General features: G+C 63.7%; 17 protein-coding genes. 11 read left to right on the top strand and 6 right to left on the bottom strand.

The genetic code is table 11. The annotated features are described in order from the left end of the window. Window positions 1-76 precede the first annotated feature (76 nt). Window positions 77-1,312 carry an S-layer glycoprotein N-glycosyltransferase AglJ gene (gene aglJ, locus SM755_RS08590; protein ID WP_323172295.1) on the top strand — a complete coding sequence of 412 codons (1,236 nt, stop codon included), beginning with the start codon at window positions 77-79 and terminating at the stop codon, window positions 1,310-1,312. Window positions 1,313-1,475: 163 nt separating this feature from the next. On the opposite strand, the gene SM755_RS08585 is transcribed toward aglJ, so the two are convergent. Then, on the bottom strand, window positions 1,476-1,805 hold the full coding sequence (locus SM755_RS08585; protein ID WP_323172294.1) for a hypothetical protein: 330 nt from the start codon (window positions 1,803-1,805) through the stop codon (window positions 1,476-1,478). 123 nt (window positions 1,806-1,928) lie between these two features. On the opposite strand from SM755_RS08585, the gene SM755_RS08580 reads away from it, so the two are divergent. Further along, window positions 1,929-2,138 carry a ribbon-helix-helix domain-containing protein gene (locus SM755_RS08580; RefSeq protein WP_006108209.1) on the top strand — a complete coding sequence of 70 codons (210 nt, stop codon included), beginning with the start codon at window positions 1,929-1,931 and terminating at the stop codon, window positions 2,136-2,138. A 157-nt stretch (window positions 2,139-2,295) separates the two neighbouring features. Then, window positions 2,296-2,433, top strand: coding sequence for a hypothetical protein (locus SM755_RS08575; protein WP_169332869.1), 138 nt, complete (start codon window positions 2,296-2,298; stop codon window positions 2,431-2,433). Between the two features lie 107 nt (window positions 2,434-2,540). Here the strand turns inward: SM755_RS08575 and SM755_RS08570 are convergent, their stop codons facing one another. After that, a complete protein-coding gene (locus SM755_RS08570) occupies window positions 2,541-2,969 on the bottom strand; it encodes a hypothetical protein (RefSeq protein ID WP_323172293.1) in 429 nt (142 codons plus the stop codon). A 138-nt stretch (window positions 2,970-3,107) separates the two neighbouring features. After that, the gene (locus tag SM755_RS08565) at window positions 3,108-3,812 is read right to left on the bottom strand and encodes a hypothetical protein (RefSeq protein WP_323172292.1); all 705 of its coding nucleotides are present in this window, start codon (window positions 3,810-3,812) and stop codon (window positions 3,108-3,110) included. Between the two features lie 135 nt (window positions 3,813-3,947). On the opposite strand from SM755_RS08565, the gene SM755_RS08560 reads away from it, so the two are divergent. Further along, window positions 3,948-4,754, top strand: a complete 807-nt coding sequence (locus tag SM755_RS08560; protein ID WP_323172291.1) for a VOC family protein — start codon at window positions 3,948-3,950, stop codon at window positions 4,752-4,754. A 15-nt stretch (window positions 4,755-4,769) separates the two neighbouring features. Here SM755_RS08560 and SM755_RS08555 read toward each other — a convergent pair whose 3' ends face one another. From SM755_RS08555 to SM755_RS08545, 3 genes are all read right to left on the bottom strand, one after another. Continuing rightward, entirely contained in the window at window positions 4,770-4,997 is a 228-nt protein-coding gene (locus tag SM755_RS08555; RefSeq protein ID WP_006666187.1) for a hypothetical protein, read from the bottom strand. Between the two features lie 60 nt (window positions 4,998-5,057). Then, window positions 5,058-5,348: a DUF5779 family protein gene (locus SM755_RS08550; RefSeq protein ID WP_323172290.1), complete on the bottom strand. Its 291-nt coding sequence runs from the start codon at window positions 5,346-5,348 to the stop codon at window positions 5,058-5,060. Between the two features lie 62 nt (window positions 5,349-5,410). Continuing rightward, window positions 5,411-5,866 (bottom strand): ferritin-like domain-containing protein, encoded by a 456-nt coding sequence (locus tag SM755_RS08545; RefSeq protein ID WP_323172289.1) that lies wholly within the window; start codon window positions 5,864-5,866, stop codon window positions 5,411-5,413. Window positions 5,867-6,392: 526 nt separating this feature from the next. Here SM755_RS08545 and SM755_RS08540 point away from each other — a divergent pair. From SM755_RS08540 to leuD, 7 genes are all read left to right on the top strand, one after another. Then, the gene (locus SM755_RS08540) at window positions 6,393-7,637 is read left to right on the top strand and encodes a 2-isopropylmalate synthase (protein WP_323172600.1); all 1,245 of its coding nucleotides are present in this window, start codon (window positions 6,393-6,395) and stop codon (window positions 7,635-7,637) included. Between the two features lie 356 nt (window positions 7,638-7,993). Continuing rightward, window positions 7,994-9,859, top strand: coding sequence for a biosynthetic-type acetolactate synthase large subunit (ilvB, locus tag SM755_RS08535; RefSeq protein ID WP_323172288.1), 1,866 nt, complete (start codon window positions 7,994-7,996; stop codon window positions 9,857-9,859). Next, on the top strand, window positions 9,856-10,545 hold the full coding sequence (gene ilvN, locus SM755_RS08530; protein WP_006824862.1) for an acetolactate synthase small subunit: 690 nt from the start codon (window positions 9,856-9,858) through the stop codon (window positions 10,543-10,545). The genes ilvB and ilvN overlap by 4 nt, the downstream gene beginning before the upstream one ends. Then, complete coding sequence (gene ilvC / locus SM755_RS08525) at window positions 10,538-11,599, top strand: ketol-acid reductoisomerase (protein WP_323172287.1); 1,062 nt, start codon at window positions 10,538-10,540, stop codon at window positions 11,597-11,599. Before ilvN ends, ilvC begins: the two co-directional genes overlap by 8 nt. A 23-nt stretch (window positions 11,600-11,622) precedes the next feature. Further along, window positions 11,623-12,033: a hypothetical protein gene (locus SM755_RS08520; protein WP_323172286.1), complete on the top strand. Its 411-nt coding sequence runs from the start codon at window positions 11,623-11,625 to the stop codon at window positions 12,031-12,033. Further along, window positions 12,030-13,451, top strand: coding sequence for a 3-isopropylmalate dehydratase large subunit (gene leuC, locus SM755_RS08515; RefSeq protein WP_323172285.1), 1,422 nt, complete (start codon window positions 12,030-12,032; stop codon window positions 13,449-13,451). The genes SM755_RS08520 and leuC overlap by 4 nt, the downstream gene beginning before the upstream one ends. After that, window positions 13,448-14,089: a 3-isopropylmalate dehydratase small subunit gene (gene leuD / locus SM755_RS08510; protein ID WP_323172284.1), complete on the top strand. Its 642-nt coding sequence runs from the start codon at window positions 13,448-13,450 to the stop codon at window positions 14,087-14,089. Before leuC ends, leuD begins: the two co-directional genes overlap by 4 nt. Window positions 14,090-14,116: the final 27 nt, after the last annotated feature.

Raw genomic sequence — 14,116 nt, 5'->3', positions numbered from 1 at the left:
CGGGATGTCCGCTCCGCGACGGTGTGCGTATCAGTATCCTTTTGCATACCGGCCAACGAGTGGGTATCGATGGCGGATGACGGATAACGACTCTCGCGTGCACGCAGCCGAGCCCAAGACCATCGACGGGGAGACCCACGGCGAACGCGCCAGCACGACTGTCTCTACCGACGCCGAAACGCGGGAGATTTCAACGCACGAGGTCTGTGTCCTCGTTCCAACGCTCAATGAAGGAGCGACAATCGGGGACGTAATCGACGACTTCCGTACTCGCGGGTATCCGAACGTCCTCGTCGTCGACGGCGGCTCGACCGACGACACGAAAACGGTCGCCCGCGACCACGGCGCACGAGTGCTCGTTCAATCCGGCGAGGGAAAGGGGCAGGCCGTCCGCGAAGCCGTTCCCCACATCGACGCACCGTACGTCCTGATGCTCGACGGAGACGGAACCTACGACCCGGCGGACGCCGAGACCATGCTCGAACCCCTCGCTCGAGGGTACGACCACGTCATCGGCAACCGGTTTGCGGACATGGACGACGACGCGATGCGGGCGCTCAACGGCGTCGGCAACCGACTCATCAACCGCTCTTTCCGCGTCATTCACGGTGCAGACTACGACGACATCCTCTCGGGCTATCGGGCGTTTACGACCGACTCGTTCGAACGCCTCTCGCTCGACTCGGACGGCTTTACCATCGAAACTGAACTCGCTGTCGAGTGCGTGAAACACGGCGTCGACACGGCGGTCGTCCCGGTGAGTTACAGTGCCCGCCCGGCCGAATCCGAGACGAACCTACACCCGATCGCTGACGGCGGGACGATCATCTTGGCGCTGTACTCGCTCGCCAAGACTAACAACCCGCTGTTTTATTTCGGCAGCCTCGGAACTGCCGGCATCGCTGCCGGCGGCGCGATCGCGTCGTACGTCCTCTGGCGGTGGTTCCAGTACGGAGTCGGCCACGAAATCCTCGCGCTCGTCTCCGCGGCGGCGATCCTGCTCGGCGTTCAGTTGCTCATGTTCGGCGTCCTCTCGGACATGCTCGTGACGCTTCATCGCGAGCAACGCCGGCGTCTCGAACAAATTACGCGAAACGCGGACGTTCAGGGAGTGGAGTCTGCCCACAGGGCAGGACACAGCCACGAGTTCGGAACCGAGAGCGACTCGGACGGTGTGAGCGACTCGGAGACCACGACCGAAACCGGAGCTGCAGCGGAGCCCGAGTCCGAGCCCAAACCGGAAACCTCGACCGAGTCGGCTGACGCCACTGACGCCACCGTCACCTCCGAAACGGACCGCGGCGGCGAGTAGGGTGATCGTCCGCTCGGTGGTTGTTTCCTGCCGCACCGTCGGAGAGAGTACGGGGGTAAGAGGGTGAGAACGTGAGAGTGGCGTCCACGGGACTGCCGGAAGAGACACGTCTTGTCGCGATCCGGATCGGTAACGCAATCGCTTGCACCTCACTCTCGAACGTTCAAAACGGCAACATCGACCGTACTTGCTGGAAGACACCGCCCGAGTGTTCCCGCCGGTACGCCTCGAACGGCTGATGGAGTTCGTTCAGCAACTCCTGTCGCGTGTCGAATTTACGCGTCTGGACCTCGGCAAGCATCTCGCCCAGACTCACGTCGTTCCCGTGGGCATCGTAGGGTATTCGTTCGTGACCGAGTGCGGCTTCGACATCGTCTTTCGTGGCCGGAAAGGTGAGATCGGCGGATCTGAGCGCGGCGTCGACGGCGGCGATCCCGAACTCGATGCTTTCCGGTTCGTCGTCGTCTCCGTTCGATGGTGGCCGGACTCCCATACCACTCAGTAGACTGGCGAAATATAAAAACCGCTACGGACTCCGGATCCGCGCTGGCCGCTAGTATGCAGTTCATATTTCCCGTGGCGACACGCATTTGGGTTCCGCGACGGAGTATTGATTGTGACCGAGTATACCACAGTTTCGATCCCGAAGGATCTCGCCGACCGCGTCGACGAGACGATCGAGGGGACGAGCTTTCAGAGTACGAGCGACCTGGTTCGATTCCTGTTGCGCAGTATCGTTATTCAACACCAGAGACAGGGGAAGCTGACGGAAGCCGAGTTCGAGGAAATCACCGAACAGCTTCGGGGGTTGGGGTATCTCGAGTAGCGAGCGATGAGTAAGAGTTGCGAGTAGCGAATAGCGGGTTGTGAATAGCGATAACGGGCACTCCGTGCGGTCAGTCGGTCTCCCGACCTTTGCAGGCCCGCAACCACCAGTGAGACTTTCCGCATCGAGTCGCTAGTTCGATGTGGAGGGTAGATAGATGCCACACGTTCCGAACTTCCCAACGCCGACGGACGGCGGCGATGATGAGAACGACAGTGGATCTTCGCCGAATCGACGGGGTATCATCGATCGAATTATCGACGATGGCAACTGGCCGTCACCGACTGGCGACTAAGACTGACGCCACCGATCAATTTTCTTTGATTCGCGTTCCGTGCCGTCCCGTGTCACTGCCAGGCCACACGCGGAGACGAATCTACCATCTCCCGTCAGTAGCGCGTCTCAATCGGTCAACGTCTGTTCCGGCGGACTGGCATCGAGGATCTCGAGGGGCTGGCGCGTGCCGCTTCGATCGAACACGCCGAAGGAGTCTTCGGCGTTCGTCCACGGCGGCACGGCGACGAAGACGACCTGTGCGAGATCGTCCCGCCTCGTTACTTCGAGTTCACGAAGCGGATGGGACACGAACTGCCCTTGAGCCTGGCCGGCCGGCGTGGACAGATCGACGCCGAAGACGGCGTTGATGGCGTTGCCCGGATCTGGAAGGTAGAAGTCCGTAAAGACCGGCGTATCGGGCGGGAGTGTGTCCGCATCGTCACCGGCGAGTTCGGCTGCGGGAGTAACCGAGACGCCGGTGGCCACGCGGTCGGGATCGGCGTCGCTGGCGAGGTCGAGCAACACGTCGACGAGTGCACGCGTGATGTAGACCACAGTCGAGATACGACGAGCGGATAGTTAGATGTATCCCTGGCACGGGCGCGAGGCCGAACCTGTCGGTGAACTCGGAGACGAACGCTGCGAGCGAAACGGGGCACCGCAGTCGATCGGCGGTGGTTGAACCGAGCGCGTCTACAGCGGAAGGAACTGCCGAATCATCCCGGCGTACAGCCGCGGCGTGCCTCGCCGCGAGTTCAGGAGCGCATTTTCGAGGGCGACTGCTGCAGCGGTGGTCACGCCGGAGCCGTGGCCGACGAGGACGCGCTCGGGTGCGAACCCGCTGAGGGCATCCGTCGGCGGGGAGAGCCGCAACACTGGATGGACGCCGAGGCGTTCGTCGCCGGCGAGGAAGTAGCTGCTCGTCCCGACGGCTTCGGGGACCAGCAGGGTGCCGTTGTCCGGATTGTAGACTGCAACTTCCTGCCAGAATCGGTTGTCGACGACGGTGTGCGCTTCGAGTCCGGTATCGGAGATGTCGTCGGAAAAGCGAGCGACTGGTGCGTCGAGCTCGTCCGTGACGCCGTCGAAGAACTCCGGGAGATAGACCGGCACGTCGTGTCGGTTCGCGAGCTCGGCGGCGTCGCGCGTGTGGCGATCGAGGCAGACGACGACGCCGGCGACCTCGCCGAGGTCGGCGAGCAGCCGATCGACACCCTCGACGTCGACCGGATCGAACACCCAGACATCGTCACCCGAGGGCGTTCGGTCGCCGTCGACGACGAGGGCGTGACTCGCGCGTTGCATCCGTTCATCGGGATGGGCGATCCAGCCGACGCCACCGTCGAAGCGGTCGATTTCAACGAACTCGGTTGTGCGCTCGTCGACGCGAAAGGACATGCGAGTTGCTACGTGGGGTCCTCCCATAAACGTGACAGTGGCTGGTGCCGATATGCGATCATCCGTGCCGTCGCACAGCCTGTGTGCCGGCAACGCATCTATGTGCCACTCTTGCATAAACAGGCGTAGAGACAGATGCTTACCGGACTCTCCTGGCTCGCCCTCGAGGTCAAGGATCTCGACGCAGCGCGCGAGTTCTACACCGACCTGCTCGAGTTGCCGGTGCGGACGGATCGCGAGACGGGCGCGGCGGCATCGGACTCGGACCCAGAACTGGAACCGGACCCAAAATCGAAACCGAAACCGGAACCGGAACCGGAACCGGAACTGAACTCCAAATCGAACGCAGAACTCGAATCGGAACTCGCCGTCGCCGCCGGCGACACGTCACTCATCCTCCGTCGGCCCGAAAGCGTTCCGCGCGGCGGACTGCACACCCATTATGCGTTCTCGATTCCGGCCGCGGAGTACGACGACTGGTGGACCAAACTGACGGACGCCGGCTACGAACTCGAAGAAGCCCAGTTCGGCCCCGCAACGTCGCTCTACCTCTACGATCCCGACGGAAACTGCGTCGAACTCGGTCAACAGGACGTTGCCGGCCCGGGAATCGACGGCATCTTCGAAGTCGTCCTCGAAGTCGAATCCCTCGAACGCGCCCGGTCGTTCTACACTGCGCTTGGCTTCGAGACGGCCGACACCGGCGAGAACAGAACCCGCGTTCGCCTGGACGGTCCGGTGGCACTCGAGTTGTGGGAATCCCATCTCGGCATCGCAAACGCGAGAGGTGGCGTCCACGTCGATCTCGGGTTCGAAACCGAGACACCGCTGGCCGAACTCGAGGCGGTCGCCGATCGGGTGCGGCAGGTCGACCGGAAGACGGACGACGAAGTCGTCGTTCGCGATCCGGACGGTCACGTCGTGACGTTCGTGTCGCCGTAGTTCGCAACCGCGACGCTACTCGGTAAGCGGAAGCACGATGCCGAAGACCCAGGGGGAGAAGAACCCGATCAAGAGGCCGAGTACCTCGGCGTAGAAAAAGAGGGTGTGTTCCCAGCCGGGCAGGCCACCGTAGAAGGCGTTTCCGGCGAGTTCACCGCCGGCACCGAGGGCGAACACGCCGAGGCCGAGCAGGAAGCCGGTTTTGGTCAGACGGGCGTAATCAAGTGAACCGTAACGTCCCATACGCAGTCGTCTCGTTCCAGTACCCTAATCGTTATGAGATGTCTCCGCCGGTGGGTGTACTTACAACCTGTCAGTACTCACGTCGACGCCGGGCGGCGTGACGAGCAAGAACCCGCGGAAGTGGACCAGGTTGCCGCCGGATTCTCGGACGTCGCGGGCGAATCCGGACGCGAGGTCATTGACGTCGCCTTCGACGCAGAGGACGAGGACGTTTCCCTTCGAAATCGCCTCTAGCCACTCGTCCGGCGGCGTTTCTCCGTCGAGGACGCCGAGTACGATGCTCCCTTCGATGTCGAGTTCCTCGTCGATGTGTTCCTCGACCGCCCGGAGGTCGAGGTCGAAGTCGCTCATGTGGGCTTCCTGGGAGCGCGATGAGAAAAACGTTCCTCTGCTAGAGAGTGTTCGGATCTCGCTCAGTCGCTCGGGAACTCCTTTTGAAACCCGCGGAACTCCGTCCGGTGGGCCTCCTCGTCGGACAGAATCGTCACGGCAACGTCTTCCGTTACTGGGTCGTTCGCCTCGGTGGCAGCTTCGTGAAGCGACTGGTAGGTTTCGATCGCGTCCTCCTCGGCCTCGAGTACGCCCTCGATGACTGATTGGACGTCGGTCGTGTCTTCGGGCGGCTGCAGGCCCGACTGGCTCGCCTCGAAGGCCGCCGAGCCGGGCGGTGACTGCTCGAGTTGTTTCAGCCGATTCCCGAGCATTCGGGCGTGTTCGAGTTCTTCCTGGACGTCGGCTTCGAGACTCTCTTTGACCTCTTCGGCGTGGACGCCGTCGAGAACGATCGCGTTGGTCAGGTAGTTCATCACGGTCTCCAATTCGTCGACGTAGGCCTCGGTCAGCAGATCGGTGATCTCGTCGGTCGTCATACGGATGACCGTTCACCGACGGGGAGTAAAGTAGTGATACCTGCATACGAGACGCGTCTGCCAGGTCCGTCGACGAGTTCGTCTCCCTCCCGTCCGCGTCCGACCGGCCGGTCACGAACTGACCGCCATCGCCGAGACGACGATAGCTGAACTCGACAGACATAGTCACTACCACTGGACGTATGTTATCGAGATAGCCGTGAGAACGATATATCCTGATTCGACACGACTACTTATCGTGACTAGTGACCAAACGTCCACCGAGTGGCGCGCGCCAGCCGTCGAAGCTGACAATCGGGCCCGCATTCGCAGCTCCGTGCCCCGGGTTGGCAAAACAGACCGGTTTTTCGAAGTATGGTATTAGGTCCATTATATCGATTAGTGGCGTTGATTGCTTGCGTTTTTCTGGTCCCCGAGTTCATCATGATCGATCAGCACGTCAGCGATCCGGCATCTCGGCACCAGATTTATATACGACATCCACCCTCGGATTCGGATACAATGTCTCACCAAGACAGCCCATCCTCTGACACCAGTCAGGGGGGTCGAGTTCTTCCAGGGCACGTTAGATTCCACTGACGAAATCGAGTCAGCACGTGTCTTCGATACCACCCTCCGGGATGGTGAACAATCGCCCGGAACATCGTTCTCGTACGACGATAAACGGCAGATCGCCGCGATTCTGGACGACATGGGAACCCACGTCATCGAGGCGGGATTCCCTGTCAACTCCGACGCGGAGTTCGAGGCCGTTCGTGATATTGCTTCTTCGACGTCGACGACCACCTGCGGGTTAGCCCGCGTCGTCGACGACGACATCGACGCGGCGCTCGATTCCGGCGTCGAGATGGTACACACCTTCGTGAGTACCAGCGATGTCCAGATCGAGGATTCGATGCACGCGACGCGAGACGAAGTTGTACAGCGCGCAGTCGAGTCGGTCGAACGCATCACAGACGCAGGTGTCACCTGTATGTTCTCGCCGATGGACGCGACGCGAACCGACGAGACGTTCCTCATCGACGTCGTCGAAGCAGTCACCGAGGCCGGCGTCGACTGGATCAACGTCCCCGACACCTGCGGCGTCGCCACGCCGGGTCGCTTCCGGGACATGATCGCGAAGATCTGCGCCCACACCGATGCCCGGATCGACGTCCACACCCACGACGACTTCGGGCTGGCCACCGCGAACGCGCTGGCCGGCATCGAAGCGGGGGCCGACCAGGCCCAGGTCTCGGTGAACTCGATCGGCGAGCGAGCCGGCAACGCCGCCTACGAGGAGTTCGTCATGAGCGTCGAGTCGCTCTACCAGTCCGATACCGGTATCGACACGACGCGCATCGCCGAACTCTCGCGAGTCGTCGAGGAGAAAAGCGGCATGGCGACGCCCGGCAACAAGCCGGTCGTCGGCGATAACGCCTTCTCCCACGAAAGCGGCATCCACGCCGCCGGCGTGATCGAGAACTCCGATACCTTCGAGCCGGGCGTGATGACCCCCGAGATGGTCGGTGCCGAGCGCCGACTAGTCATGGGTAAACACACCGGAACGCATTCGGTCCGCGAGCGACTGCAGGAGTGTGGCTACGACCCAACGACGGAGCAGGTACGGGCGGTCACCCGCCGCGTCAAGGACTACGGCGCGGAAAAGCGCCGGGTCACGGTCAGCGATCTGGAACGGTTTGCCGAGGACGCCGATGTCGACCGTCAGCGCGACTCGGATCGGACCGACCAGCAGGATCAGGACCAGGAGCACGAGGAGGTGCGCATCTGAATAATGCCCTCCTCGGTTATCAGCAGCCGTGAGCACCTGCTGTCGCGCTCGGCCGTGAGAGAGTGCAACGATTACCCCACTCCCAACAGTTATGATCCTCGGGTAACGTACGTTACCAGCAATGACGTTCCGCGCTGCGCCGTCGGCCCGTCGGTCGGGAGACAGCAGCGCGTTCGCCTCGATTCGTATTGTAGGGGCCTGCTAGCCCCTCACTCAGTACTTCACCACCGTCGACCCCGTTTCGCCGCATCGTTTTCAGAGCGACAAGCCACGCTACAGATGACAACACGGACACCACGGTATCGGTCGCAGCGATTCACCCGGTCGAATCGCCACACGACGGCGGGAGGTAATCGATGAGCGAACGCGCAACGTCGGTTTCACCACCGGAGGAACAGCACGACGACCAAAACCAGGACGCACAACAGCCACAGGACGACACCGAACCCGACGAGTTCAGCGCGCCAGCAGGGGAGACACGAGCGGAACCCGTAACGACGGGTGCCGAATCCGTCGTCCGCGCGCTGGAGAACGCCGGCGTCGAGTACGCCTTCGGCGTCCAGGGCGGGGCGATCATGCCCATCTACGACGCGCTCTACGACTCGGAAATCGACCACGTGACGATGGCCCACGAACAGGGCGCGGCCCACGCGGCCGACGCCTACGGCATCGTCTCTGGCGAGCCGGGCGTCTGCCTGGCCACCTCGGGACCGGGCGCGACAAACCTCGTCACCGGCATCGCGGACGCCGATATGGATTCGGACCCGATGCTCGCGCTGACCGGCCAGGTGCCGACCGAACTCGTCGGCAACGACGCCTTCCAGGAGACGGACACGACGGGCGTCACGACGCCGGTCACGAAGGACAACACGTTCGCCGCCGATCCGGACGGCGTCGGCACCGACGTCAGCGAAGCCTTCGCACTCGCCCGCGAGGGACGACCCGGCCCGACGTTGGTCGACCTGCCGAAGGACGTGACGAACGCCGAGACGGACGCCGAGCCAGACGCTCCGGAAACGCCCGATACCTACGAGTTCACCGAGGAGGCCGATCCGGAGATCGTCGCGGCTGCGGCCGAGCAAATCGAGACCGCAAACCGACCCGTCATGCTGCTCGGCGGCGGCGTCATCAAGGGCGAGGCAAGCGAGACCTGCCGCGAGTTCGCGATCGAACACGAGATTCCGGTCGTCACGACGATGCCGGCCATCGGCGCGTTCCCCGAGGATCACGAACTCGCGATGGAGATGGCGGGCATGCACGGCACCGGCTACGCCAACATGGCGATCACCCACTGCGATACGATGGTCGCCGTCGGGACGCGCTTCGACGACCGCCTCACGGGCGGTATCGAGACGTTCGCACCGGACGCGGAGATCATCCACGTCGACATTGATCCCGCGGAGATCTCGAAGAACATCCACGCGGACTATCCGCTGGTCGGCGACGCCGACACCGTCGTTTCCCAGCTGGCCCACGCCGTCGAGAACTCCCCGCAGGCGACGAAGTGGCGCGCCCAGTGCCAGCAGTGGAAGTCCGATTACTCGATGGCCTACGACGTTCCGTCAGAGCAGAGCGCTGACGAACCGTCGACTTCGTCGAAGATCCCCGAAGACGAGCCGGTTCGCCCCGAGTTCGTCGTCGAAGCCTTGGACGAGGCCACGAGCGATCGCGCGGTCGTCACGACCGGCGTCGGCCAGCACCAGATGTGGGCCTGCCAGTACTGGACGTTCACCGAGCCCCGGACGTGGGTCTCGAGTCACGGGCTCGGCGCGATGGGCTACGGATTACCCGCCGCCATCGGCGCGCGCCTGGCGGCCGACGACGATCAGGAGGTCGTCTGCATCGACGGCGACGGCTCGTTCCTGATGACCCTACAGGGGCTGTCCGTGGCCGTCCGCGAGAACTTGGACATCACCGTCGCCGTGCTCAACAACGAGTACATCGGCATGGTCCGCCAGTGGCAGGACGCCTTCTTCGAGGGCCGCCACTCGGCCTCGGAGTACGGCTGGACGCCCGAGTTCGACACGATCGCCGAAGCCTTCGGCGCGACGGGCTTCCGGATCGATACGTACGACGAGGTCGCGGACACGATCGCCGCGGCGCTGTCCGAAGACGGGCCCTCCGTGATCGACGTGCACATCGATCCGCAGGCGAACGTCTATCCGATGGTGCCAAGCGGCGGGGACAACGGCCAGTTCGCGCTGGCGGAGGACCAGCTATGACTGACGGAAACGGAGACCGACGCCGCGGGCTGGACGGTCCGGCCCCCGAAGAGCGCCCGACCCCGACGGGCCGGCGCAACGAGCAGGGGATCCGGATCGACCCCGCGGTCGAGGCCACGCACGAGCCTCGTCGCACCGTCATCTCGACCCTGGTCGAACACGAACCCGGCGTGCTCTCGGACGTCTCGGGACTGTTCTCGAGACGGCAGTTCAACATCGAGAGCCTGACCGTCGGGCCGACGACCGACGAAGACCGCGCGCGGATCACGCTGGTCGTCGAGGAGCCAGACCCCGGCATCGACCAGATCAAGAAACAACTGCGCAAACTCGTGCCAGTCATCTCCGTTCGCGAACTCGAATCCGACGCGATGCGACGCGAACTCGCGCTCGTGAAGATCGACGCCGACGAGCCGGCCCAGGTGTCGGCCGTCGCGGACATGTACGACGGCAAGACCGTCGACTCCTGTCCCGAAACGGCGACGATCGAGATCACCGGCTCGCGCCAGAAGATCGATGCCGCGATCGAGACCTTCGAGCAGTTCGGCATCCGCGAGATCGACCGCACCGGCACCACGGCGCTCGCCCGCGGCATTCAGAGCACCGCCGCGCCCGCGAGCACGACCGAATCGACCGCCACCGAGGCGAGCCAACCGCAGAACCAATACGCACCAGCAGACGATGACTGACGAATTCACCACCGACATCTACTACGACGACGACGCAGACGTATCGACGCTCGACGACGACACCGTGGCCGTGCTCGGCTACGGCAGCCAGGGCCACGCCCACGCGCTGAACCTCCACGAAAGCGGGGTCGACGTGGTCGTCGGTCTCCGAGAGAACTCGTCTTCGCGCTCCGCCGCCGAAGCGGACGGGCTCACGGTCACGACGCCGGCAGATGCCGTCTCCCAGGCATCCTACGTCTCCGTCCTCGTGCCGGACACCGTCCAGCCGGCGGTCTACGAGAACGCCATCGAACCGAACCTGGAGGAAGGCGATACGCTCCAGTTCGCCCACGGGCTGAACATCCACTACAACCAGATCCAGCCGCCGGAAGGCGTCGATGTGACGATGGTCGCCCCGAAGAGTCCGGGCCACCTCGTCCGCCGGAACTACGAGAACGACGAGGGGACCCCCGGCCTGCTCGCGATTTACCAGGACGAGAGCGGCGACGCACAGGAGCGCGCGCTCGCGTACGCGAAGGGAATCGGCTGTACCCGCGCCGGCGTCATCGAGACGACCTTCCGGGAAGAAGTCGAATCCGACCTCTTCGGCGAACAGGCCGTCCTCTGTGGCGGCGTCACCTCGCTCGTCAAACACGGCTACGAGACGCTCGTCGACGCGGGCTACTCGCCCGAAATCGCCTACTTCGAGTGCCTGAACGAACTCAAACTGATCGTCGATCTGATGTATGAAGGCGGCCACGCCGAGATGTGGGATTCCGTCTCCGACACCGCCGAGTACGGCGGCCTCTCCCGCGGCGACCGGATCGTCGACGAGACCGTCCGTGAAAACATGGAAGAGACGCTGGAAGAGATCCAGAACGGCGAGTTCACCCGCGAGTGGATCCTCGAGAACCAGTCCGGGCGTCCGAGCTACACGCAGCTTCGCCAGGCCGAGAAGAACCACGAGATCGAGGCGGTCGGCGAACGGCTGCGCGACCTGTTCGCCTGGGCCGACGCGGAAGAGTCGAACGACAACGAGTCCGCCGAAGCGGCGGAAGCACCGGCGGACGACTGAGACGTGAACGCATTTGCAAACCGATGACTACGACAGAATCCGAGACGACTGCCACCCCGAAGCGGAAACGGAACCGAGAGCGGAATCGAGCGGACACCAAAGCGATGGGCGAGGTCAGCCACACGAACCCCTACACCGGGGAAACGGCCGGCCGCCTGTTCAACCGCGGGCCGATCGTCGCGGCCGACGGCGGTGAGCGAACCAGCGGTTCGCGATTGTCGGAAGACCGTGGGTCTTCCGGACGGCAGCCGGCCGCGACCGATCCGGAATCGCACAGCCGACGCGGCTCCGCAAGCGATTCCACCGAGACGATGCGAGACGTTTCCCATACGCCGCCCAACGACAGCGACGACGCGAACCGAGTCTTCGAACGCGGTCGAGCAGATGCGGATGCAGACGCGACAGACGCTGACGGGGTCGTAGACGATACATGAGCGATCGCACGCTGTACGACAAGGTCTGGGACCGCCACAAGGTAACGACGCTGCCGACCGGGCAGGACCAACTGTTCGTCGGCCTGCACCTCATCCACGAGGTTACCAGCCCGCAGGCCTTCGGCATGCTCCGCGAGCGCGACCTCGAGGTCGCCTACCCCGACCTCACCCACGCGACCGTCGATCACATCGTCCCTACGGCCGACCAGTCCCGCCCCTACGAGGAGGACGCGGCCGAGGAGATGATGAGCGAACTCGAGACAAACGTCCGCGAAGCCGGCATCGACTTTTCGGATCCGACGACGGGCGACCAGGGCATCGTCCACGTCATCGGACCGGAGCAGGGACTCACCCAGCCCGGTAAGACCATCGTCTGTGGCGACTCCCATACCTCCACCCACGGCGCGTTCGGCGCGCTGGCGTTCGGTATCGGGACCTCCCAGATCCGCGACGTGCTCGCGACGGGCACCGTCGCCATGGAGAAACAGAAGGTCCGCAAGATCCAGGTCGACGGCGAACTCGGCGACGGCGTCGAGGCCAAGGACGTGATCCTGGAGATCATCAGCCGCCTCGGAACCGAGGGCGGCGTCGGCTACGTCTACGAGTACGCCGGCGAGGCCATCGAAAGTCTCGGCATGGAAGGGCGGATGTCCATCTGTAACATGTCCATCGAGGGCGGCGCTCGCGCAGGCTACGTCAACCCTGACGAGACCACCTACGAGTGGCTCAAAGAGACGGACTACTTCCAGGAGAACCCCGACGAGTTCGAGGCACTCAAACCCTACTGGGAGTCGATCCGGTCCGACGAGGACGCCGAATACGATGACATCGTCCGTATCGACGCCGACGAACTCGAGCCGGTCGTCACCTGGGGGACGACGCCGGGCCAGGGAATCGGTATCACCGACCCGATTCCGGAGGCCGAGGCGCTCCCCGCGGACAAGCAGGATACGGCCCGGCGCGCACAGGAACACATGCGCGTCGAGCCCGGCGAGACGATGGACGGCTACGAGATCGACGTGGCCTTCCTCGGCTCCTGTACGAACGCCCGCTTGCCCGACCTCCGCCGCGCGGCACGGATCGTGGAGGGCCACGAGGTCGCAGACGACGTCCGCGCGATGGTCGTCCCCGGCAGCCAGCGCGTCCAGGAGGCCGCCGAGGAAGAAGGGCTGAAAGACACCTTCGAGGACGCCGGCTTCGAGTGGCGAAACGCCGGCTGTTCGATGTGTCTGGGCATGAACGAAGATCAACTCGAGGGCGACGAGGCCTGTGCTTCCTCCTCGAACCGGAACTTCGTCGGCCGCCAGGGGTCGAAGGACGGCCGCACGGTCCTGATGAACCCGCGGATGGTCGCCGCCGCGGCGATCACCGGCGAGGTAACTGACGTCCGCGATCTGAAGGAGGTGACGACGGTATGACCGACGCTGATGCGATCGAAATCCCCGAAGTCGATTCCGCGTCCGGGTCCGGGCTGCCGATCCGCGGCAACGACATCGACACCGACCAGATCATTCCCGCACGATTCATGAAGGTCGTCACCTTCGACGGCCTCGGCGAGTTCGCGTTCTTCGACAAGCGATTTACCGAGGATGACGACCTCAAAGACCACCCGTTCAACGAGGACCGGTTCCAGGACTCGTCCGTGATGGTCGTGAACTCGAACTTCGGATGCGGCTCCTCGCGCGAGCACGCCCCCCAGGCGCTGATGCGCTGGGGGATCGACGCGATCATCGGCGAGAGCTTCGCCGAAATCTTCGCGGGCAACTGCCTGGCGCTTGGCATTCCAACCGTCACCGCCGACAGCGAGACGATCCAGGACCTGCAGGACTGGGTCGACGAAAACCCCGATGGAGAGATCAACATCGACATCGAGGACGAGACAGTCACCTACGACGAGCAGACGATCGACGTGACCGTCGACGACGCCCAGCGCAAGGCCCTCGTCGACGGCGTCTGGGACACGACAGCGCTGATGAAGTCGAACGCCGGTGCCGTTGGCGAAACCGCACGGGACCTTCCCTACGTCGGTGACGCGGCCGGTTCTAGTGCCGACTGACGACCCAACGCACCCGCCTTTCGCTCA

Origin of the sequence: Natrialba sp. PRR66 (assembly GCF_034808065.1) — an archaeon.
GTDB classification, from domain to species: domain Archaea; phylum Halobacteriota; class Halobacteria; order Halobacteriales; family Natrialbaceae; genus Natrialba; species Natrialba aegyptia.
Note: the sequence above shows the minus strand (reverse complement) of the source record. Positions and strands in the feature narration are given on the sequence as shown.